Source organism: Diaphorobacter sp. ED-3 (assembly GCF_027625375.1).
Classification (GTDB): domain Bacteria; phylum Pseudomonadota; class Gammaproteobacteria; order Burkholderiales; family Burkholderiaceae_C; genus Diaphorobacter; species Diaphorobacter nitroreducens.
In genome coordinates this window covers 3,899,128-3,918,866 of sequence record NZ_CP115182.1, presented here as the reverse complement: position 1 = coordinate 3,918,866, position 19,739 = coordinate 3,899,128, and the positions used below count along the sequence as shown (strand labels likewise).

The window sequence follows — 19,739 nt, the reverse complement described above, 5'->3', positions numbered from 1 at the left end:
CCGGGGCCTGAAGCCGGCCGCGCCGCCCCCGCAGCGCCCAGCGGGGCGAGCGTGTGGCGCGCGGCGCGGCCATTCAGCGGGCCTCAGTCAATCCGGGCGCCGGAGGCCTTGACCACCTTGCCCCACTTGTCCACCTCGGCCTGCAGGAAGCCGGCGTAGGCGGCGGGCGTGTTCCAGGCGGCGGCAAAGCCCTGGGCCTCGAAGCGCTGCTTCACCTCGGGGTTGTCCAGCGCCTTCTTCAGCTCGGCGTTCAGGCGGTCCACCACTTCCTTGGGCGTGCCCGCGGGCGCCAGCACGCCGTTCCAGGCGATGGCCTCGTAGCCGGGCAGGCCGGACTCGGCCACCGTGGGGATGTCCGGCGCGCTGGGCGAGCGCTGGCTGCTGGTGACGGCCAGCGCTTTCAACTTGCCGGCCTTCACGTGCGGCATGGACGAGAGCATGGTGTCGAACATCAGGTCCGCCTGGCCGCCCATCACGTCGGTGAGTGCGGGCGCGCTGCCCTTGTACGGCACATGCGCCATCTTCACGCCGGCCGACGCGCTGAACAGCTCGGCCGACAGGTGCGTGGACTGCCCGTTGCCGGACGACGCGTAATTGAGCCCGCCCTGCTTGGACTTGGCCAGCGCGATCAACTCTTTCACGTTGTTGGCCGGCGTGGCGGGGTGGGTCACGATGACCAGCGGCCCGCTGGTGAGCTGCGAGACAGGCGCGAAGTCCTTGGTGATGGAGTAGTTGAGCTTGCTGAACAGCGAGGGGTTGATGGCATGCGCCGTGGTGGCCACCACCAGCGTGTAGCCGTCCGCGGGGCTGCGGGCCACGGCTTCGGCGCCGATGTTGGCACCCGCGCCGGGGCGGTTGTCGATCACGAAGGGCTGGCCCATCTGCTCCTGGAGCTTCTGCGCCACCACGCGCGCCACGATGTCGGTGGGGCCGCCGGGCGGGTAGGGCACGACCAGCTTCACGGGCTTGTTCGGGTAGTCGCTGGCCCAGGCAAAGGGCGTGGCGGCGGCGCACAGCGCGGCGCAGGCCAGGCCCGTGAAGCGGCGGCGGTGTAAAGAGGTGAATGGCATGGTTTGTCTCCTTGTGATCTTTCAGTCGATGGATGAAAAGCGCGGCCGATGCAACTGGCGCAACCGAAACCAGGACAGCCGAGCAAGGGCCTGGGCCGGCCGCGCCGCCCCGCAGCGAGGGCTGCGTCCCCCTGCCCGCGTTGCGCAGCAATGCGAGAGCGGGGGGAGGACGCGAAGCGTCTCAGGGGGGTGTTGCTTCATCTGGCACGAAGCGCAGCAGCGGCCGGCCCAGGTGCTCGAAGAATTCGGCGCGCACGCGCTCGCCGATCTGCACGCCCGCGGCCGCGTGGCCCATGAGGCGCGGGCCCTCGTCGAGCTGCACGATCGCCAGCGTGTAGGGCGCCAGCGCGCGGAAGTCCTCCGAGGGCGCGCGCGCCACCACCGTGGTGGCGCGCACGGTGGCGGTGCCGGCGGCGTCGCGCCAGTCCAGCCCGTCGTGGCCGCAGCGTTGGCACGCGTAGCGCGCCAGGGTCTGGGCATGGCCGCAGGCGGCGCAGCTTTGAAAGCGCACCACGCCCGCGCGCAGGCCGTCGTTGAAAGGGGTTGCCAGCGAGGTCATGGCGGTCAGCCCTCCGTTGAAAGAATGAGGCTCACGTGGGACGACATCACGCCTCCGTCGGCATGGATGAAGGCGCGTTGCGGCGCACGGATCTGCCGCTCGCCCGCCTGGCCCGTCATCTGCCGCCAGGCCTCCACGGTGTGGGCCATGCCGCCGGCCACGCCGCAGTGGCCGAACGACAGCAGGCCGCCGTGCGTGTTCAGCGGCAGCGCGCCCGTGGGCGCGAAGTCGCCCGCGCGGGCCCGTGCGGCGGCGCCGGCGCGCGGCGCGAAGCCGATCTCTTCGAGCAGCATCACCAGCGTGATCGTGAAAGAGTCGTAGATGCCCAGGTAGTCGATGTCCGCAGGGGTCAGGCCGGCCTCGGCAAAGGCCTGGGCGGCGGCATCGGATGCGCCGCACCGCATCACGTCGGCCATGGCGGTGAGGTGCTGGTGGCGGTGCGCCTGGCCCGCGCCCGCCAGGCGCACAGGGGCGTGCGGGCCGGGCTCGGCCGAGACGACGAACGCCATGGCGCCGTCGGAAATGGGGCAGCAGTCCAGCAGCGACAGCGGCGCGGCGATGGGCTTGGCGGCCAGCACCTCGGCATGGGTGATGGGCGTGCGCAGGTGCGCCTCGGGGTGGCGCGCGGCGTTGGCGCGCATGAGCACGGCGAACTCGGCCAGGTCGGCGCTGGTGACGCCCGTGCGGTGCATGTATTCCGAGGCCATCAGCGCGTAGTACGCGGGCACGCTGGCGCCGTTGGGCACCTCGTAGTCGGCGTCGCCCACCTGGGCCAGGGTCTGGATGGAGCTGTCGCGCGACTGGCCCGTGAGGCGGTTCTCCCCCGCCACCACCAGCACGTTGCGGCAGCGGCCCGAGCGCACCAGCTCACGCGCGGCCATCAGCATGGCCGCGCCCGTGGCCCCGCCCAGCTGCATGCTGTGCGCGTAGTGCGGCGCCAGTGCGAAGCGCTCGCAGAACAGCGTGGACAGCATCAGGTGCGGCAGCGTGGTGGCGTAGCCGCACAGCACGCCGTCGATGTCGGCGCGCGCCAGGCCGGCGCTGGCCAGCGCCTGGTGCGCGGCGCCGGCCATCAGGTCGAGCGCGCCGCGCCCTTCGTGGCGGCCAAAGGGTGTGCTGCCCGCGCCGCGCAGGTAGGCGGGGGAGGGTGGGGTCATCGCAGGGTCTCCGGGAGGGTTCTTGAGGGGGAGGCTGCGCCGGCCTGGCGGCGGCTGGTGCGCACGGCCTCGGACCAGCGCACCTGGCATACGGTGGATTCGCGCATCAGCGCCTGGGCCATGGCGGCTTCCCGCGCGAGGATGCGGTCGTTCAGCGCGGCAATGCTCAGGGCCGCCACGGGGCGTCCCTCGGGGTCGAGTACGGGCACGGCGATGCCGCCCATGCGCTCGACGACCACGTCCAGCAGCACCACGTGGCCGCGTTCGCGCGCGTCGGCGATGCGCTCGCGCAGCAGCGCGGGCGTGATGCGCGGGTAGCGGCTCATCTGGCTGGCGAGGATTTCCAGCGCCGCCTCGCGCTCGGCCTCGGGCATCCAGGCCAGCAGTGCCAGGCTGCCGGCCCCGGCGCCCAGCGGGCGGCGGCTGCCCACGCGCAGGTAGTTGGCGCGGATGGGGTAGGTGCCTTCCTCCACGTCGATGCACAGCGACTCCACGCCGCTGGGGATGGACAGCACCACGCTGTCCTCGAACTGGCCCACCAGCCGCAGCAGGCTGGGGCGTGCCAGCGGCCGCGGGTCAAAGCGCCGCAGCGCGGCCGCGCCCAGCACCATGAGTTCGGGCCCCAGCGAGAACTGCTTGCTCTGCGCATCGCGCGCGACGAAGCCGTCGCGCACCATCACCTCCAGCAGGCGCAGTGTGGTGGCCTTGTCCAGTTCGGCCGCGGCGGCAATGTCGGTCAGGCGCGCGTTGCCGCCCTCGGACATCACCCGCAGCACGCGCATGGCGCGCTCCACGGTGGACGTGCTGCCACCGGGCAGGTGGTTCACCACGGCCTTGGGGCGTGCGCTGGAGGGGGTGGGGGGCATGGCGTGTGTTTCTTTGGATGAAACGTGATCTGTCATGAAATTTAGGCGTGGGTGCGGTAGTTGGTCAAAGACCGTGTTTTAAATTTCAATGGCTAAAACAGTTGCGCCGCGATGCGAGGGCTTACCCTGATGAAAGCGGCGGCCGCGCCGCGCGCATGCCCCACAATCGCCGGCTTGCCGACCCTTGTGCGCGCCCGTTGCGGCGCACGCCGCCCTTCCATGCCCCATGCCGTTTCCTTGCTGCGCGCCGCGCGCCTGGCCCGCAGCGCCAAGCCGTTCCTGGCGCGCGGCGGCTCGCGCCGCGAGCGTTGCGAGGGCTGCCGCCTGCCCCTGAGCCACTGCCAGTGCGCGCTGCGCCCGCAGCCCGCGGTGCGCGCGGGTATGTGCCTGCTGATGGCGGACACCGAGCCGCTCAAGCCCAGCAACACGGGCTGGCTGATCGCCGACCTGGTGCCCGACACCCACGCGTTTGGCTGGGCGCGCACCGAGGTCGATCCCGCCCTGCTGGCGCTGCTGGCCGACCCGCAGTGGCAGCCCTACGTGGTGTTCCCGGGTGAGTTCGCGCAGGCCGCGCGCGTGGTGCAGGCCGTGGCGCCGCAGGCCGACGCGGCTGTGCCCGCCGCTGCGCCGCAGGGCCCGCGCCCGCTGTTCGTGCTGCTGGACGCCACCTGGCCCGAGGCGCGCAAGATGTTCCGCAAAAGCCCCTATCTGGACCGCTTCCCGGTGCTGAGCCTGCACAGCGACGAGGCCTCGCGCTACCGCCTGCGCCGCTCCAAGCGCAGCGACCATTTCTGCACCGCCGAGGTGGCGGCGCTGTGCCTGGCGCAGGCGGGCGACACCCACGCGGCCGCGTTGCTGCTGGCCTGGCTGGACGTGTTCAGCGAGCGCTACCTGCTGGCCAAGCACCAGCGCCCCGTGGACCTGGACAGCGCTGCGCACCAGCAACTGCGCGCGCTGGCCGGCCCGCAGCACACCGGTTGACGCAGTTGGTTGCACCGCGGGCCGCGGCGCTGCGCACAATGCCAAGTCTTTCGCTGACAACGCCATGCACCGCCGACTCGCCCTCTCGCACGTACTGACCGCCGCCCTGGCACTGGCCGCCGGCTGTGCCAGCGCGCAGCCCAGCTACACCATCAGCACCCAGCAGCTGCAGCAGGCACTGGCCGAGCGTTTCCCGCGCAGCTACCCGCTGGGCGGGCTGCTGGACCTGCAGTTGCAGACGCCGCAACTCACGCTGCTGCCCGAGCGCAACCGCCTCAACGCCGTGCTGGACGTGGCGGCCAGCGGCGCGCTGCTGCAGGCGCGGCGATACACGGGCGCGTTCGATGTGGACTTCGGCCTGCGCTACGAACCCACCGACCGCACCATCCGCGCGCACGACCTGCATGTGAACGCGCTGCGCCTGGACGGTGTGCAGCCCTCTGCCGCCGGCATGCTGCAGCGCTACGGCCAGCAGTTGGCCGACCAGTCGCTGCGCGAGGTGGTGCTGCACCAGCTGCGCGACAAAGACCTGGCGCTGGCCGACGGCATGGGCCTGCAGCCCGAGAGCATCACCGTCACCCCGCGCGGGCTGCTGGTGCGCTTCGGCACCAAGCCGCTGTCGTGAATGCTGCGCTACCCATAGCGCTTCGCGCTGGATACGCAAGCGCTGCGGGCTGTTTGGATGCAAATGCGCAGCGTGAGGGCGGCTGTCCTACGCCGTTGCGCCGCCAGCGCGGTTACAAATAGGGTTTTGCCCTTCGTTGCGCCGCGCAGCGTCTGCGCGGCCCGCCGCACCATGACCACAGCTTTGCCCGCCAGCCCGTCCAGCGTCTTTGCGTCCTCGCCCAATCCGGTGGTGGTGATCACCGGCGCCTCCAGCGGTATCGGCCACGCCACGGCGCTGGCGTTTGCGCGCCGCGGCGCGCGCCTGGTGCTGGCCGCGCGCAACCCTGACACGCTGGCCCCTGTGGCGCTGGCCTGCCGCGCCGAGGGTGGGCAGGCGCTGGGCATTCCCACCGACGTGACCGACGCCGACGCGGTGCAGGCCCTGGCCGACAAGGCGGTGCGCCACTTCGGGCGCATCGATGTGTGGATCAACGGCGTGGGCGTGGGAGCCGTGGGGCGCTTTGACGATGTGCCGCTGGCCGCGCATCGCCGCGTGATCGAGTCCAACCTGCTGGGCCACGTGCACGGCGCGCACGCGGCGCTTACGCGCTTTCGCGCGCAGGGCCACGGCCTGCTGGTGAACCTGATCTCGCTGGGCGGCTGGGTGCCTGCGCCCTACGCGGCCGCCTACACGGCCAGCAAGTTCGGCCTGCGCGGCCTGTCCGAAAGCCTGCGCGCCGAGGTGGTCGACCTGCCCCAGGTGCATGTGTGCGACGTGGCGCCCACGTTCGTCGATTCGCCGGGCCTGTCGCATGGCGCCAACTACACGGGCCGGCGCATCCGCCCGCCGCTGCCCATGGTGGACCCGCGCGCGGTGGCCCAGGCCATCGTGGACCTGGCCGATGCGGCCCACCCGCGCGCCGTCACCTGGCTGGGCCTGGGCGCGATGCCCGGGCGTGTGGCGCATGCGCTGGCGCCGCAGGGCACGGCCCGCGCCATGCGCTGGTTCAGCGACCTGGGGCTGCGCCGGGCAGCGCCCGCGCCGCTCACCCAAGGCAATCTATTTGCCCCCTCGCACCAGACCTCCATCGACGGCGGCAACCGCCAGCGCATGGCGGGATCGGCCACGGTGGTGGCGGTGCTCGGTGTGGTCGGCCTGGCGGTGGGCTGGTGGTGGGGACGCGGACGGCGCTGATGCTCCTATTTGCATAGCTGTCAGCGCTTGATGGGCGGTGGCTGTAGGCCTTTTTTATGCAAAGCAGCAGCGCCCGGCGTTTTCCTACAGCCCGCGCGCGGCCGGCTGCCTACGATGGCGCTGCCGGGGCCGCATCATGTGTGGCGCGGCATCCCACCTGCCACCGCCAGGACGCCGCCATGACCTCTCGCCCCTCCCACACCGACGCCACCGACGCCACCGACGCCACCGACGCCGCGCCGCCGCCGGCCGAAAGCCACCCCGCCCACACCTTCACGCTGTACGCATCGGGCGGGCGCGTGTACGCCAGCAATGTGCGCGACAAGCTCATCGACCTGGGTGCCCTCGCACCGCAGGCGCAGGGCTGGGCCTACCAGCTGGATGGCGACGGGCGCGTGGAGGCCGAAGGCTTTGACGATGCGCGGCAAGCGCTGGCCCACATTGCCGCCAGCATCACCTTCCTGTACCTGGACGGGCAGTTCACCGCGCTGCAGGACCTGGGCGACCGCGCCCGCCCCGACGTGCGCGGGGCGCCGCAGATCCAGGTGGCGCTGGACCCGCGCGGACAGGCCCGGCCCGCCATCGGCGCGGCGGCGTAGGCGGTGCCTTTCAACCCCACGGCCCTTTGTGCGGAGAACGCGATGCAAGTCCAACCCTATCTGATGTTCGATGGCCGCTGCGAAGAGGCGCTGGCGTTCTACGCCCAGGCGCTGGGCGCGCAGACGCAGTTGCTGATGCGCTTTCGGGACAGCCCCGAGCCGCCCGCGGGCGAATGCTCCGTGTCGGCCGCCGTGCCCGGCGACAAGGTCATGCATGCGGAACTGCGCGTGGGGGAGACGACCCTCATGGCCTCGGACGGCATGGCGGGCGGCCACCCGGTGTTCAACGGCATCTCGCTCACGCTCTCGGTGGCCAGCGAGGTGGAGGCGCGCAGCAGGTTCGACGCGCTGGCCGACGGCGGCACGGTGGTGGCGCCGATGGCCAAGACCTTCTTTTCGCCCGCGTTCGGCATGGTCAACGACCGCTTTGGCGTGTCGTGGATGGTGCTGGCGGACTCCGCGCCGGGCTGAAGGCGCGGGGCAGGTGACGCGGGCGGGCCTTCGCTGCGGGAGCTGGGGCCCGCGCACAGGGCGCCAGGTTGCTCATGAAAAGGTAGCTGCCAGCGCTCAGCCCGACTGCCTTTGCGACGGTTTTTGCTCGAAGATTGGGCTGCCATCGTTCCACGCATGGGCCGCAGTGTCGCGCCGGCGCCCGCTGGGCAAATGGCCTTCCGTCCCCACATGATGCACAGTGCCTGCGCCGTGTCGCCGCGCCGGCCTTGGAAAGGAACCCCATGAACACCCGCGCCAGTCCCGTCCTGCAATCCCAGCCCCTGGGGCCGCTGTGGCCCACGCTCGATCCGTTCCTGTTCTGCGCCCACCATGACGACGCCTATCCCGCCGGCAACGGCGCCATGGGCGTGCAGGCGGTGGCGCTGGAGGGGCGCCAGATGGGCAGCGACTTCAGCCGCAAGGACGGCTTTTCGATGTACCACGGCGAGCACGTGCCCGGCTTTCCCGGCCACCCGCACCGGGGCTTCGAGACCGTCACGCTGGTGCGCAAGGGCCTGATCGACCATGCCGACTCGCTGGGCGCGGCCGCGCGCTTCGGTGGCGGCGACGTGCAGTGGGTCACCGCCGGCGCGGGCATCATGCACTCGGAGATGTTCCCGCTGCTGAACACCGACGCGCCCAATCCGCTGGAGCTGTTCCAAATCTGGCTGAACCTGCCCGCGCGCCACAAGATGGTGCGGCCGCACTTCACCATGCTGTGGAACGAACGCATCCCGCGCCTGGAGCATGCCGACGCGGCCGGCCTGCGCACCACGGTCACCGTGGTCGCCGGCGCGCTGGACGGCGCCGGCGCGCCGCTGCCGCCGCCCCCCGAGTCCTGGGCCGCGCAGGCGGACGCCGACGTCGCCATCTGGACGCTGCGCATGGAGCCCGGCGCGCATTGGACGCTGCCGGCGGCCCGCGGACAGGGCACGCGCCGCATGCTGTACTGGTTCGTGGGCGAAGGGCTCTCGATCGCCGGCGAGCCCCAGGGCGGCCACGCGGCGCTGGAGGTGGCGGCCGATCGGGCGCTGGAGCTGGTCAACACCGGCGGCGACACCGTGGAATGCCTGCTGCTGCAGGGCCGTCCCATCGGCGAGCCGGTGGTGCAGTACGGCCCGTTCGTGATGAACACCCAGCAGGAAATCATGCAGGCCATGCAGGACTTTCGCCGCACGCAGTTCGGCGGCTGGCCCTGGGATGCGAGCGACCCGGTGCACGGCAGCGCCCCCCGGCGCTTTGCGCGCCACCCGGGCAGCGCGCAGGACGAGGTGCCGCAGGCCTGAACGCCTGCGCAGCGGCCGGCCCGGCCGCCCGCGCGGCCTTGGCGTGTGCGGGACAATGGCGGCCTTGTGGCGGCGCCTGCCCGCGCCGCCGCCCTCCACGGAAACCAAGCCATGAACATTACCCAAGACACCGCCGTCACGCTCAGCTACCGCGTCACCGATCCCGCCACGGGCAAGCCGCTCGATGCCGGCAATGTGGCCTACCTGCACGGCGGCTACGAGAACATCTTCCCCAAGGTCGAGGCCGCGCTGGAAGGCCAGGCCCCGGGCCATGCCGTCACGCTGGAACTGGCGGTGGAGGACGCATTCGGCGCGCGCGACGAGAGCCTGGTGCGCACCATCCCCAAGAGCGAGTTCCCCCCCGGCGTGAAGGTGGGCGGCCAGTTGCAGGGGCCCGGCGCCGACGGCCAGCCGCAGATGTTCCACGTGGTCAAGATCAAGGGCCCCGTGGTGCACCTGGACGGCAACCACCCGCTGGCCGGCAAGGCGCTGCGTTTTGCCTGCAAGGTGACCGAGGTGCGCGCCGCCACGGCCGAGGAGATCGCCCACCGCCATGTGCATGGCGGGCACGGGCACCACCATTGATGCTGCGTTATTGATAGCTGTCAGCGCTTGCCTATCAAGCGCCAGCGACCATTTTGGTTAACGCCTGCGCAGCAATGCGCGGCGCAGCAGGCGCTCCGCGCGGTCGCGGATCTGCAGCGGGCTGTGGCCGGGTCGGGGCAGCACGCGCGCCCGGCTGCAGGCGGCCAGGAAGTCGTGCAGCAGCGGCGAGTCGTCCAGCGTGACGGCCGCGCTGGCGCGGAATTCCGGGTGCCACTGCGTCGCCGCGATGTAGCCGCGCCCGTGGCTCGGGTTGCGGCGTATCGCCTCGGGCACGCCGTCGGGGTAGCTCCAGGCCTCGATGTCGAAGCCGGGCGCCAGGTTCTTGATGCCCTGGTGGTGGATGCTGTTCACGGTGACGCGCGGCTGCTCCGGATACAGCCGCGCCAGCCGCGTGCCGGGCACGATGTCCACCTCGTGGAAGTGCTGGTCGTAGGTGCTCGGGTTGCGGTGCTGCAGCGCGCCGGGGTGCTGGGTCTCGATGTCCTGGTACAGCGTGCCGCCAAAAGCCACGTTGATGAGTTGCAGCCCGCGGCACACGCCGAAGATGGGCTTGCCGGCCTGCTCGAAGGCCTCCACGACCGCCAGGTCGTACAGGTCGCGCACGCGGTCGCCCAGCCATGCGTCCTTGAGCGGCACCTCGCCGTAGCTGCCGGGCCAGACGTCCGCCCCGCCGTGCATCACCACGCCGTCGAGCCACTCGGCGTAGTGCTTGAGCGTGACGTCGCCGCGCGCGGTCTCGCCCGTGGGGCAGGGCACCATCACTACTAGCGCCCCGGCCGACATGATCCAGTGCGCGATGGACTGCTCCACGTACTGCAGGGTCTTGTTGGTGAACAGCGGCCGGCCCGGGTCCGCATGCGAAAAGCACGCGGACAGGCCGATCTTCAGGCGCGGCTGGGAGGGCGTCACCGACGGCATGCGGTCGGGCTGTAGCCAGGGCGGCAGGACAGTCATCGACTCAGTTGTAACACCGCGCTTGCCCGCACGCTGTAGGAACGAGCCGCAGAGCGCGGCTGTGCGTTTTGCTTGATACGAATCAAGCATGCAGGCGCCTACTGGGGCATGATAAAGACAGGGGCGCTACCGTCCGCCCCATCGACCCATCCACTTCACGAAGGAGAAAACATGCAGATCCAGGTGCATACCGACGACCACATCCAGGGCGGCGAATCGCTGGCCCGCTGGGTGCAGGAAGAAGCCACCGCCAAGCTGGCGCGCTTTCGCGAGCACGTGACGCGCGTGGAGGTGTTCCTGTCCGATGTGGACGGCGGCAAGTCCGGCGCGGCCGACAAGCGCTGCGTGATCGAGGTGCGCCCCGCTGGCCGCCAGCCTGTGGCTGCGCGTGCCGAGGCGGCCAAGGTGGCCGATGCTTTCACGGCGGCCGTGGAGAAGCTGGTGCGCGCGCTGGGCGACGACATCGAGCGTGCCAAGGACCGCAACGGCCGCGACACCATCCGCACGGCGGAGTGAGCGGGCGCTATTGATGCAATAGCTGCCAGCGCCCGACAGTAGGGCGCTGCACCATGAAAAAGGCCGCAGGAGCGTGGGCTCCTGCGGCCTTTTGCCTTCAGAAGCTGCTGCCCGGCTGCTGCAGGAAGGCGAGCTCCTCGGCCGTGCTGGCGCGGCCCAGAGCGGCGTTGCGGTGCGGATAGCGGCCAAAGCGCGCAATGATGTCCCGGTGCGCATGCGCGAAGTGCAGGCTGCCCGGGTTGCCCAGCGCGGTGAACAGGCGCACCGATTCTTCCTGCACGCGCGGCGACTCGCTGTGCATGTAGGGCATGTACAGGAAGGCGCGCTGCGCGGGCTCCAGCCGCGCGTCCAGACCCTGTGCCAAGGCCTCCTGCGCCAGCACCAGGGCCATGCCGTCCTGCGAGAAGGCGGCGGGGGTGTCGCGGTGCAGGTTGCGCGAGAACTGGTCGAGCACCAGGATTTCCGCCAGGCGGCCCTGGGCATCGCCGCGCCAGTGCCACAACTCCCCCTGCGCGGCCTGCGCATGCAGCGCGGCGAAGCGGGTGCGGATGGCGGCGTCGAACGCGGCGTCCTTGGCGAACCATTGCTGCGGCGTGGCCTCGTCGAACCAAAAGCGCAGCACGTCGGCGGCGGTGGGGAGGGCGGGAGAGGTGGTCATGCCGCAAGTATGAGGCGCTGGCCGTGGACGTGCTTTGCTATTGAATAAATAGCTACCTGCGCTTGATGGATAAGCGCTGGAGGCGTATTTGACATAAAAAACGCGCCCGAAGGCGCGTTCTCTGTGAGCGGCGGAGGCTGCGGCTTACTTGCCGGCCATCACGCGCACCATCTCCAGGCACTTGTTGGAGTAGCCCCACTCGTTGTCGTACCAGGCCACGACCTTCACGAAGGTCTTGTCCAGGGCGATGCCGGCGTCGGCGTCGAACACCGAGGTGCAGGTCTCGCCCACGAAGTCGGTGGCCACCACCTTGTCCTCGGTGTAGCCCAGCACGCCCTTGAGTGCACCCTGCGACTGGGCCTTCATCTCGGCCTTGATCTCGTCGTAGCTGGCTTCCTTCTCCAGCTCCACCGTCAGGTCCACCACCGACACGTCGGAAGTGGGCACGCGGAAGGACATGCCGGTCAGCTTCTTGTTCAGCTCGGGGATCACCACGCCCACGGCCTTGGCGGCGCCGGTGCTGCTGGGGATGATGTTTTCCAGAATGCCGCGGCCGCCGCGCCAGTCCTTGTTGCTCGGGCCGTCCACGGTCTTTTGCGTGGCGGTGGCGGCGTGCACGGTGGTCATCAGGCCGCGCTTGATGCCCCACTTGTCATGCAGCACCTTGGCCACGGGGGCCAGGCAGTTGGTGGTGCAGGACGCGTTGGAGATGATGGCCTGGCCGGCGTAGGTGGCGTGGTTCACGCCGAACACGAACATGGGCGTGTCGTCCTTGGACGGGGCCGACATCAGCACCTTCTTGGCGCCGGCAGCGATGTGCTTCTCGGCGCTGGCCTTGTCCAGGAACAGGCCGGTGGACTCGATCACGATGTCGGCGCCGACTTCGTTCCACTTCAGGTTGGCGGGGTCGCGCTCCTGCGTCAGGCGGATCTTCTTGCCGTTGACGATCAGCGTGTTGCCCTCGACCGAAACCTCGCCCTTGAAGCGGCCATGCACGCTGTCATAGCGCAGCATGTACGCGAGGTACTCGGGCTCCAGCAGGTCGTTGATGCCAACGACTTCGATGTCGGAGAAGTTCTGCACGGCCGAGCGCAGTACGTTGCGGCCGATGCGGCCGAAGCCGTTGATGCCAATCTTGATCGTCATGGTGTGAGCCTCTAGGGATGGAAGGATTGCAAAAAAACGAGAACCGGGAGGGATCAGCGCGCGCGCTGCAGCGCGGCCAGCACCGTGTCAGCGACGTTCTCGGCCGTGAAGCCGAAGTGCTTGAACAGCACGCCGGCCGGGGCCGACTCGCCATAGGTGTCGATGCCGACCACCGCGGCGCAGCCGTACTTCCACCAGAAGTCGGACACGCCCATCTCGACGGCGATGCGCGGGATGCCGGCGGGCAGCACCAGTTGCTTGTACTTGGTGTCCTCGCGATCGAAGGTGGTGGTGCTGGGCATGGAAACCACGCGCACGGCGATCTTCTTGGCGGCCAGCAGTTGCTGCGCGGCCAGGGCCAGCTGCACCTCGGAGCCGGTGGCGATGATCACGGCCTGGGCCTTCTTCTTCAGACCCACGGCGGCGGGCTCGGAGAGGATGTAGGCGCCGCGCGAGATGTCGCCCAGGTCGCTCTTGGGCGCGTAGGGCAGGTTCTGGCGGGACAGCAGCAGCGCGGTGGGCTTGTCGCGGTTGGACAGGGCCACGCTCCAGGCCACGGCGGTCTCGGCCGTGTCGGCGGGGCGCCACACGTCCAGGCCGGGGATCAGGCGCAGGCTGGCGGCGTGCTCGATCGACTGGTGCGTGGGGCCGTCCTCGCCCAGGCCGATGGAGTCGTGCGTGAACACGTGGATCACGCGCTGCTTCATCAGCGCGGCCATGCGGATGGCGTTGCGGCTGTAGTCGCTGAACGTGAGGAAGGTGCCGCCGTAGGGGATGAAACCGCCGTGCAGCGCCAGGCCGTTCATGATGGCCGCCATGCCGAACTCGCGCACGCCGTAGTTGATGTGGCGGCCCACCTGGCCGGCCTCGGTCTTGGCCACGGCGCCGTTGGGCTCGATGCGCAGCGCGGGCGTGCTCTTGGTGTTGGTGAGGTTGGAGCCGGTCAGGTCGGCGCTGCCGCCCAGCAGTTCGGGCAGTGCGGCGGTGAAGGCTTCCAGTGCGATCTGGCTGGCCTTGCGGCTGGCCACGGTCTCGGCCTTGGTGTGCGCGGCCACCACGGTGTCCACCGCCACCTGGGCGAAGTGCTTGGGCAGGTCGCCAGCCATGCGGCGGGACAGCTCGAATGCCAGCTCGGGGTAGGCGGCCTCGTAGGCGGCAAAGCGCAGCGTCCACTCGGCTTCGGCGGCCTGGCCGGCCGCCTTGGCATCCCAGTCGGCGTACACCGACTCGGGGATCGCGAAGGGCTCGTGCGACCAGCCCAGGGCAGCGCGCGTGAGGTTGATTTCCTCGGCGCCCAGGGGCTCGCCATGGGCCTTGGCCGTGTTGGCGCGGTTGGGGCTGCCCTTGCCGATGACGGTCTTGCAGACGATCAGCGTGGGCTTGTCGGCGCTGGCCTTGGCTTGGCCGATGGCGGCGGCCACAGCTTCCACGTCATGCCCGTCCACGGCGTCGATCACGTTCCAGCCGCAGGCCATGAAGCGCTGCGGGGTGTTGTCGATGAACCAGGGCGCCACCTGGCCGTCGATGCTGATGCCGTTGTCGTCGTACAGCGCGATGAGCTTGTTGAGCTTCCACGCGCCGGCGAGAGCCACGGCCTCATGGCTGATGCCTTCCATCAGGCAGCCGTCGCCCAGGAACACGTAGGTGTGGTGGTCCACCACGGCGTGGCCTTCGCGGTTGAACTCGGCGGCCAGCAGCTTCTCGGCCAGCGCAAAGCCCACGGCGTTGGTCACGCCCTGGCCCAGCGGGCCGGTGGTGGTCTCCACGCCGGGGGTGATGCCGTGCTCGGGGTGGCCGGGGGTCTTGCTGTGCAGCTGGCGGAAGTTCTTCAGCTCCTGCAGGGGCAGGTCGTAGCCCGTGAGGTGCAGCAGCGAGTACAGCAGCATCGACGCGTGGCCGTTGGACAGCACGAAACGGTCGCGGTCCATCCACTGGGGGTTGGTGGGGTTGTGCTTCAGGTGCCGGCCCCACAACGCCACGGCCATGTCGGCCATGCCCATGGGGGCGCCGGGGTGGCCGGAGTTGGCTTGTTGAACGGCATCCATTGCGAGTGCGCGGATCGCATTCGCCATTTGTTGAGAGTTGGCCATGAGGGGTGGCTCCGCAGAGGGGGCGGTGTTCTTGTGAAGAAACCCGGGATTTTACCGGGGGCCCCGCAGCCTGGGCGGCGCGGAGGCTGATGGGCTGGTTGGCGGGGCGGCTGGCTGGCCTGTTGCACGGTTGCGCGGGGCGCATGCACTACAGTGCGCAGCCATGCCCACGGTGCCTTCCTGCTTCGCAGATTCCTCCATCACGACGGCCCCCGGCCCGGCGCACGGCTGGGCGCAAGTGCCGGCCCTGCTGCTCGCCGCCGGCCGCGGCGAGCGCATGCGCCCGCTGACCGACGCCTGCCCCAAGCCATTGCTCGAAGTGCGCGGTCGGCCGCTGCTGGAGTGGCACCTGCGTGCGTTGGTCGAAGCGGGTGTCGAGCGCGCCGTGATCAACACCGCGTGGCTGGGCGAGCGGATTGGCCACCGGTTTTCAGATGTTTTTGCCGTCGAAGGCAAGCAGGACAATCGCGAGCAGCTATCAATTTCATACTCCCATGAAGGCCGGGATTTCGGTCGCGCGCTGGAGACGGCCGGCGGTATCGCACGCGCGCTGCCGCAGCTGGGGCCGGTGTTCTGGCTGGCGGCGGGCGATGTGTTCGCGCCCGACTTCACCTTCGAGGCGCAGGCCGTGCAGCGGTTCGTGGCCGGCGATGCCCTGGCCCATCTGTGGCTCGTGCCCAACCCGCCGCACCACCCGCGCGGCGACTTTGGCCTGTCGCCCGAGGGGTTGGCGCTGAATCTGCCGGCGCAGGACCCGCGGCCGCGCTACACCTACAGCACCATCGCCCTGCTGCGCGCCGAGCTGTTCACCGCGCCCTGGTGCGACATCGCACCCGGCAACCCCGAGGGTGTGGCCGCGCCCCTGGCGCCGCTGCTGCGCCGCGCCATGGATGCGGGGCGGGTGACGGCGACGCTCCATACCGGGCGCTGGACCGATGTGGGTACGCCCGAGCGGCTCGCTGAGCTGAACGCCGGCTGAGGCAGCGTCCGTCGGCTATCGGCTCAGGCGCCTGGCGCGGATGCGGGGGCCGAGGCGGCGCCCGACGCGGGATCGGAGGGGTCTGATGCCGGCTCGGCGGGCGGCGGCGGAGGCAGCAACTCGGGCGCGGGCGCCAGCGCGGCGGCCGATGCGGGATGGGCGGGCTGCACATCGATGGCCGGGCCGTTCTCGCAGTTGCGGAACTGCCACTGGCTGGGCAGGAAGCGGGCCTGCGGCCCGTCGGGTGCGGGCTTGCCCACCTCGGCCTGCACGTCGTAGGGGATGTGCGGCACCTGGAACAGGGCGATCTGGCCCTGGCGGCACAGCAGCGCGGGTACCACCTTGTTCAGCTCCCAGTCCTTGGTGTCGGTGTTGTAGCGGTACAGCGGGCCAATACGCTGGTCCTGGGCCAGTTCTACGCGCATCGGCAGCACCTGCATCGCCTGGGCCCATACGCCGGCCACGAGCACGGGCTGCGAAAAGCGCACCGCCTCCAGGCCGCGCAGGGACACGGGCTGCACCGGCGCGCCGTTGTCGAAGGGGTCCAGCCGGTTGATCAGGCTGCCCGCGGGAATCACCAGTTCGCCGTACTGCACGTCGTGCGGCAGCACGAAGCGTTCGCGGTGGGTGCGATGCACGGCGCTGTCCTGGCGCGTCTGCTGCGCGCGTCCCGACAGGTACAGGCGCAGGCCCAGCCAGGCATCGCACACCACGGCCAGGGCGCACAGGGCGACCAGCACGCGCCGGTCCAGCCGCGGCTTGTTGGGAACATCGATATACCGCGCATAGAACGCGTAGAAAAGCAGGGCCACGGTCAGCACCAGGCCCAGCAGGGGGATGAGGGTGGTCAGCAGGAAGGACATGCGGCGAGTCTGCCACGGCGCCTGGGCGCCGCCGCGCGCGCCGGCCGTTGGGCCCACAATGGCAGCATGACCACGCCCAGCTCCCTCTACGCGCAGCGTCGCGCCCGCCTTGCCGCCCAGTTGGGCGCGGGCGGCATCGCCATCGTGCCCACCGCCCCGCTGCAGCAGCGCAACCGCGACAGCGAGTTTCTCTACCGCCACGACAGCTACTTCTACTACCTCACGGGCTTTGCCGAGCCGGGCGCGTGGCTGGTGCTGACCGCGGAAGGCCACAGCACGCTGTTTTGCCAGCCCAAGGACCTGGAACGCGAGATCTGGGATGGCTACCGCCTGGGGCCCGAGGCAGCCCTGGCCACCCTGGGCGTGGACGCCGCGCACTCCGTGGCCGATATCGACGCGCGCCTGCCGCGCCTGCTGGAAAACCGCGGCAGCGTCTGGTTCCCCTTCGCCACCCACCCAGGACTGGCTGCGCGTGTGGAAGGCTGGCTGAACCAGGTGCGCGCACGCGTGCGGTACGGCGCGCTGTGCCCCGCGCAGCAGGGTGATCTGTGCACGCTGCTCGACGAGATGCGCCTGATCAAGGACGCGCATGAGCAGGACCTGATGCGCCGCGCCGCCGCCATCAGCGCCCGCGCCCATGTGCGCGCCATGCAAAGAAGCGCCCGCATGCTGCGCGCCGGCCAGGACGTGCGCGAATACCACCTGGATGCGGAGCTGCTGCACGCGTTCCGCGAAGAGGGCTCGCAGTGCCCGGCGTATGGCTCCATCGTGGCTGCGGGGGCCAACGCCTGCGTGCTGCACTACCGCGCCGATGCCGCGCCGGTGCGCGCGGGCGAGCTGGTGCTGATCGACGCGGGCTGCGAGCTGGACGGCTACGCCTCGGACATCACGCGCACCTTTCCGGCCGATGGCCGTTTCACCGGCCCGCAGCGCGCGCTGTACGACCTGGTGCTGGAGAGCCAAAAGGCGGCCATCGCCGCCACGCGTGCAGGCAACCGCTTCAATGACCCGCACGACGCCACGGTGGCCGTGCTGGCGCAGGGCTTGCTGGACTTGGGCCTGCTGGACGCCAACAAGGTCGGCAGCGTGCAGGACGTGATCGCGAGCCGTGCGTACTTCCAGTTCTACATGCACCGCACCGGCCACTGGCTGGGCATGGATGTGCATGACTGCGGCAGCTACGTCGAGCCCTCAGAAGTGGGCCAGGTGAGCGAGCGGCGCGACCCGCTGTCGGGCGAGCTGATCCAGAACCGCCCCAGCCGCATCCTGCGCCCGGGCATGGTGCTGACCATCGAGCCCGGCTTGTACGTGCGCCCGGCGCCGGGCGTGCCCGAGGCCTTCCACCACATCGGCATCCGCATCGAGGACGACGCCATCGTCACGGAGACCGGCTGCGAACTGATCACCCGCGGGGTGCCCGTGGAGGGTGACGATATCGAGGCGCTGATGCGCGGCTGAGCGGGTGTTTTCAGGAACCGTGATGTAACTGATTTTGTGCAAAAATCGAAACTCGATTACATCCACGGAAAAGAGACACCCCCATGCAGATCCGCCGCGCCACCAAGATCGTTGCCACCCTGGGCCCCGCCTCCAGCGACCCGCAACTGCTGGAGCAGATGATCGCGGCGGGCGTGGACGTGGTGCGCCTGAACTTCAGCCATGGCAAGGCGCAGGACCATGTGGAGCGCGCCGCCATGGTGCGCGAGGCCGCCCAGCGCGCCGGGCGCGAGGTCGCCATCATGGCCGACCTGCAGGGGCCGAAGATTCGCGTGGGCAAGTTTGCCGAAGGACGGGTGATGCTGGAGCCGGGCCAGCCTTTCGTGCTGGACGCGTCGCGCAGCGAGCCCGGCGACCTGCAGGGCGTGGGCCTGGACTACAAGGAACTTCCCCGCGACGTGAAGCCCGGCGACGTGCTGCTGCTGAACGACGGCCTCATCGTGCTGCAGGTGGATGCCGTGCGCGGCGAGGCGGTGTACACCACCGTGAAGATCGGCGGCGAGCTGTCCAACAACAAGGGCATCAACAAGCAGGGGGGAGGCCTCACGGCGCCCGCCCTCACGGCCAAGGACATGGAGGACATCAAGACCGCCATGAGCTTCCAGGCCGACTATGTGGCCGTGAGCTTCCCCAAGAACGCCACCGACATGGAGATGGCGCGCCAGCTGTGCAACGTTGCCGCGGCCGAGTTCCGCCACAAGCCCGGCCTGATCGCGAAGATCGAGCGTGCAGAGGCCGTGCCGCTGCTGGAGGAGATCCTGCGCGTGTCCGACGGCATCATGGTGGCGCGCGGCGACCTGGCCGTGGAGGTGGGCAACGCCGCGGTGCCCGCGCTGCAGAAAAAGATGATCCGCATGGCGCGCGACATGAACAAGGTGGTGATCACCGCGACCCAGATGATGGAGAGCATGATCGCCAACCCCGTGCCCACGCGCGCCGAAGTGAGCGACGTGGCCAACGCCGTGCTGGACGGCACCGACGCCGTGATGCTCAGCGCCGAGACGGCGGCCGGCAAGTACCCGCTGGACACGGTGCGGGAGATGGCCGCCATCTGCGCCGCCGCGGAAGCGGCCGAAGACCTGGAGCGCGACTCCGACTTCATCGGCCAGACCCTGGGCCGCATCGACCAGTCCATCGCCATGGGTGCGCTGTTCACGGCGCACCACCTGGGTGCCAAGGCCATCGTGGCGATGACCGACAGCGGTTCCACGGCACTGTGGATGAGCCGCCACCGCATCCACATTCCCATCTATGCATTGACGCCGAAGGTGGCCACGCAGCGGCGCATGGCGATGTTCCGCAACGTGCGCCCGTTGCTCATGGACACCAGCGCCGACCGCGACACTGCACTGGACCAGGCCGAGAGCCACCTGAAGATGCGCAACATCGTGCAACAGGGCGACCTGTACGTGATCACATGCGGCGAGCCCATGGGTGCGCCCGGCGGCACGAACATGCTCAAGATCTGCCGCGCACGATGAACTCGCGGTAGCGCATCCTTTCACCCCGTGAACGCAGGCGGGGCGATGGGGGGTATTGGGGGCATGGGTCCAGGAAGCGGTAGGGCGGCTAAAATTACGGGTTACCAAGCGGTTACCGCCGCTCATCCATCAACCCTC

20 protein-coding genes are annotated in these 19,739 nt (G+C 70.0%); 11 read left to right on the top strand and 9 right to left on the bottom strand.

Going from position 1 to position 19,739, the window contains the following annotated elements:
• Positions 1 to 83 precede the first annotated feature (83 nt).
• From PCQ86_RS18935 to PCQ86_RS18920, 4 genes are all read right to left on the bottom strand, one after another.
• Entirely contained in the window at positions 84 to 1,070 is a 987-nt protein-coding gene (locus tag PCQ86_RS18935; RefSeq protein ID WP_270174482.1) for a tripartite tricarboxylate transporter substrate binding protein, read from the bottom strand.
• 181 nt (positions 1,071 to 1,251) lie between these two features.
• On the bottom strand, positions 1,252 to 1,629 hold the full coding sequence (locus tag PCQ86_RS18930) for a Zn-ribbon domain-containing OB-fold protein (protein ID WP_011807058.1): 378 nt from the start codon (positions 1,627 to 1,629) through the stop codon (positions 1,252 to 1,254).
• 5 nt (positions 1,630 to 1,634) lie between these two features.
• Positions 1,635 to 2,786, bottom strand: a complete 1,152-nt coding sequence (locus PCQ86_RS18925; RefSeq protein WP_011807057.1) for a thiolase family protein — start codon at positions 2,784 to 2,786, stop codon at positions 1,635 to 1,637.
• A complete protein-coding gene (locus tag PCQ86_RS18920) occupies positions 2,783 to 3,652 on the bottom strand; it encodes an IclR family transcriptional regulator (RefSeq protein WP_270174481.1) in 870 nt (289 codons plus the stop codon). The genes PCQ86_RS18925 and PCQ86_RS18920 overlap by 4 nt, the downstream gene beginning before the upstream one ends.
• 219 nt (positions 3,653 to 3,871) lie before the next feature.
• On the opposite strand from PCQ86_RS18920, the gene PCQ86_RS18915 reads away from it, so the two are divergent.
• The 7 genes from PCQ86_RS18915 to PCQ86_RS18885 all read left to right on the top strand — a co-directional run bounded on the left by PCQ86_RS18915 (position 3,872) and on the right by PCQ86_RS18885 (position 9,396).
• Entirely contained in the window at positions 3,872 to 4,633 is a 762-nt protein-coding gene (locus PCQ86_RS18915) for a tRNA-uridine aminocarboxypropyltransferase (protein ID WP_270174480.1), read from the top strand.
• 64 nt (positions 4,634 to 4,697) lie between these two features.
• A complete protein-coding gene (locus PCQ86_RS18910) occupies positions 4,698 to 5,258 on the top strand; it encodes a DUF1439 domain-containing protein (RefSeq protein WP_220638126.1) in 561 nt (186 codons plus the stop codon).
• Positions 5,259 to 5,429: 171 nt separating this feature from the next.
• Positions 5,430 to 6,434 carry an SDR family oxidoreductase gene (locus PCQ86_RS18905; protein ID WP_270174479.1) on the top strand — a complete coding sequence of 335 codons (1,005 nt, stop codon included), beginning with the start codon at positions 5,430 to 5,432 and terminating at the stop codon, positions 6,432 to 6,434.
• Positions 6,435 to 6,613: 179 nt separating this feature from the next.
• Positions 6,614 to 7,033, top strand: a complete 420-nt coding sequence (locus PCQ86_RS18900) for a hypothetical protein (RefSeq protein ID WP_270174478.1) — start codon at positions 6,614 to 6,616, stop codon at positions 7,031 to 7,033.
• A 42-nt stretch (positions 7,034 to 7,075) separates the two neighbouring features.
• A complete protein-coding gene (locus PCQ86_RS18895) occupies positions 7,076 to 7,504 on the top strand; it encodes a VOC family protein (RefSeq protein ID WP_270174477.1) in 429 nt (142 codons plus the stop codon).
• A 263-nt stretch (positions 7,505 to 7,767) separates the two neighbouring features.
• Positions 7,768 to 8,811: a pirin family protein gene (locus PCQ86_RS18890; protein WP_011807050.1), complete on the top strand. Its 1,044-nt coding sequence runs from the start codon at positions 7,768 to 7,770 to the stop codon at positions 8,809 to 8,811.
• A 111-nt stretch (positions 8,812 to 8,922) separates the two neighbouring features.
• A complete protein-coding gene (locus PCQ86_RS18885; protein WP_047351192.1) occupies positions 8,923 to 9,396 on the top strand; it encodes an FKBP-type peptidyl-prolyl cis-trans isomerase in 474 nt (157 codons plus the stop codon).
• Positions 9,397 to 9,453: 57 nt separating this feature from the next.
• On the opposite strand, the gene PCQ86_RS18880 is transcribed toward PCQ86_RS18885, so the two are convergent.
• Positions 9,454 to 10,371, bottom strand: a complete 918-nt coding sequence (locus PCQ86_RS18880; protein ID WP_011807048.1) for a gamma-glutamyl-gamma-aminobutyrate hydrolase family protein — start codon at positions 10,369 to 10,371, stop codon at positions 9,454 to 9,456.
• Positions 10,372 to 10,542: 171 nt separating this feature from the next.
• Between PCQ86_RS18880 and PCQ86_RS18875 the strand changes: the two genes are divergently transcribed.
• Positions 10,543 to 10,887, top strand: a complete 345-nt coding sequence (locus tag PCQ86_RS18875; RefSeq protein ID WP_015914545.1) for an HPF/RaiA family ribosome-associated protein — start codon at positions 10,543 to 10,545, stop codon at positions 10,885 to 10,887.
• Positions 10,888 to 10,984: 97 nt separating this feature from the next.
• Here the strand turns inward: PCQ86_RS18875 and PCQ86_RS18870 are convergent, their stop codons facing one another.
• The 3 genes from PCQ86_RS18870 to tkt all read right to left on the bottom strand — a co-directional run bounded on the left by PCQ86_RS18870 (position 10,985) and on the right by tkt (position 14,781).
• A complete protein-coding gene (locus PCQ86_RS18870; protein ID WP_103738487.1) occupies positions 10,985 to 11,545 on the bottom strand; it encodes a DUF924 family protein in 561 nt (186 codons plus the stop codon).
• Between the two features lie 144 nt (positions 11,546 to 11,689).
• A complete protein-coding gene (gap, locus tag PCQ86_RS18865; RefSeq protein ID WP_015914543.1) occupies positions 11,690 to 12,691 on the bottom strand; it encodes a type I glyceraldehyde-3-phosphate dehydrogenase in 1,002 nt (333 codons plus the stop codon).
• Positions 12,692 to 12,744: 53 nt separating this feature from the next.
• Positions 12,745 to 14,781 carry a transketolase gene (gene tkt, locus PCQ86_RS18860; RefSeq protein WP_270174476.1) on the bottom strand — a complete coding sequence of 679 codons (2,037 nt, stop codon included), beginning with the start codon at positions 14,779 to 14,781 and terminating at the stop codon, positions 12,745 to 12,747.
• A 163-nt stretch (positions 14,782 to 14,944) separates the two neighbouring features.
• Here tkt and PCQ86_RS18855 point away from each other — a divergent pair, with 163 nt between their 5' ends.
• The gene (locus tag PCQ86_RS18855) at positions 14,945 to 15,760 is read left to right on the top strand and encodes a nucleotidyltransferase family protein (RefSeq protein ID WP_270174475.1); all 816 of its coding nucleotides are present in this window, start codon (positions 14,945 to 14,947) and stop codon (positions 15,758 to 15,760) included.
• A gap of 23 nt (positions 15,761 to 15,783) precedes the next feature.
• On the opposite strand, the gene PCQ86_RS18850 is transcribed toward PCQ86_RS18855, so the two are convergent.
• Positions 15,784 to 16,623, bottom strand: coding sequence for a hypothetical protein (locus PCQ86_RS18850; protein WP_270174474.1), 840 nt, complete (start codon positions 16,621 to 16,623; stop codon positions 15,784 to 15,786).
• 66 nt (positions 16,624 to 16,689) lie between these two features.
• Here PCQ86_RS18850 and PCQ86_RS18845 point away from each other — a divergent pair, with 66 nt between their 5' ends.
• Together PCQ86_RS18845 and pyk are read left to right on the top strand one after the other, a co-directional pair.
• Positions 16,690 to 18,081, top strand: coding sequence for an aminopeptidase P N-terminal domain-containing protein (locus PCQ86_RS18845; protein ID WP_270174473.1), 1,392 nt, complete (start codon positions 16,690 to 16,692; stop codon positions 18,079 to 18,081).
• An 83-nt stretch (positions 18,082 to 18,164) separates the two neighbouring features.
• On the top strand, positions 18,165 to 19,601 hold the full coding sequence (pyk, locus tag PCQ86_RS18840; RefSeq protein WP_172208851.1) for a pyruvate kinase: 1,437 nt from the start codon (positions 18,165 to 18,167) through the stop codon (positions 19,599 to 19,601).
• Positions 19,602 to 19,739: the final 138 nt, after the last annotated feature.

Coding starts and splice junctions, on each gene's coding strand:
- tkt (WP_270174476.1), bottom strand. CDS start 14,781: ATGGCCAACTCTCAACAAATGGCGAATGCGATCCGCGCACTCGCAATG.
- PCQ86_RS18875 (WP_015914545.1), top strand. CDS start 10,543: ATGCAGATCCAGGTGCATACCGACGACCACATCCAGGGCGGCGAATCG.
- PCQ86_RS18855 (WP_270174475.1), top strand. CDS start 14,945: ATGCCCACGGTGCCTTCCTGCTTCGCAGATTCCTCCATCACGACGGCC.
- PCQ86_RS18905 (WP_270174479.1), top strand. CDS start 5,430: ATGACCACAGCTTTGCCCGCCAGCCCGTCCAGCGTCTTTGCGTCCTCG.
- PCQ86_RS18870 (WP_103738487.1), bottom strand. CDS start 11,545: ATGACCACCTCTCCCGCCCTCCCCACCGCCGCCGACGTGCTGCGCTTT.
- PCQ86_RS18850 (WP_270174474.1), bottom strand. CDS start 16,623: ATGTCCTTCCTGCTGACCACCCTCATCCCCCTGCTGGGCCTGGTGCTG.
- PCQ86_RS18910 (WP_220638126.1), top strand. CDS start 4,698: ATGCACCGCCGACTCGCCCTCTCGCACGTACTGACCGCCGCCCTGGCA.
- PCQ86_RS18935 (WP_270174482.1), bottom strand. CDS start 1,070: ATGCCATTCACCTCTTTACACCGCCGCCGCTTCACGGGCCTGGCCTGC.
- PCQ86_RS18895 (WP_270174477.1), top strand. CDS start 7,076: ATGCAAGTCCAACCCTATCTGATGTTCGATGGCCGCTGCGAAGAGGCG.
- pyk (WP_172208851.1), top strand. CDS start 18,165: ATGCAGATCCGCCGCGCCACCAAGATCGTTGCCACCCTGGGCCCCGCC.
- PCQ86_RS18885 (WP_047351192.1), top strand. CDS start 8,923: ATGAACATTACCCAAGACACCGCCGTCACGCTCAGCTACCGCGTCACC.
- PCQ86_RS18880 (WP_011807048.1), bottom strand. CDS start 10,371: ATGACTGTCCTGCCGCCCTGGCTACAGCCCGACCGCATGCCGTCGGTG.
- gap (WP_015914543.1), bottom strand. CDS start 12,691: ATGACGATCAAGATTGGCATCAACGGCTTCGGCCGCATCGGCCGCAAC.
- PCQ86_RS18920 (WP_270174481.1), bottom strand. CDS start 3,652: ATGCCCCCCACCCCCTCCAGCGCACGCCCCAAGGCCGTGGTGAACCAC.
- PCQ86_RS18845 (WP_270174473.1), top strand. CDS start 16,690: ATGACCACGCCCAGCTCCCTCTACGCGCAGCGTCGCGCCCGCCTTGCC.
- PCQ86_RS18900 (WP_270174478.1), top strand. CDS start 6,614: ATGACCTCTCGCCCCTCCCACACCGACGCCACCGACGCCACCGACGCC.
- PCQ86_RS18930 (WP_011807058.1), bottom strand. CDS start 1,629: ATGACCTCGCTGGCAACCCCTTTCAACGACGGCCTGCGCGCGGGCGTG.
- PCQ86_RS18925 (WP_011807057.1), bottom strand. CDS start 2,786: ATGACCCCACCCTCCCCCGCCTACCTGCGCGGCGCGGGCAGCACACCC.
- PCQ86_RS18915 (WP_270174480.1), top strand. CDS start 3,872: ATGCCCCATGCCGTTTCCTTGCTGCGCGCCGCGCGCCTGGCCCGCAGC.
- PCQ86_RS18890 (WP_011807050.1), top strand. CDS start 7,768: ATGAACACCCGCGCCAGTCCCGTCCTGCAATCCCAGCCCCTGGGGCCG.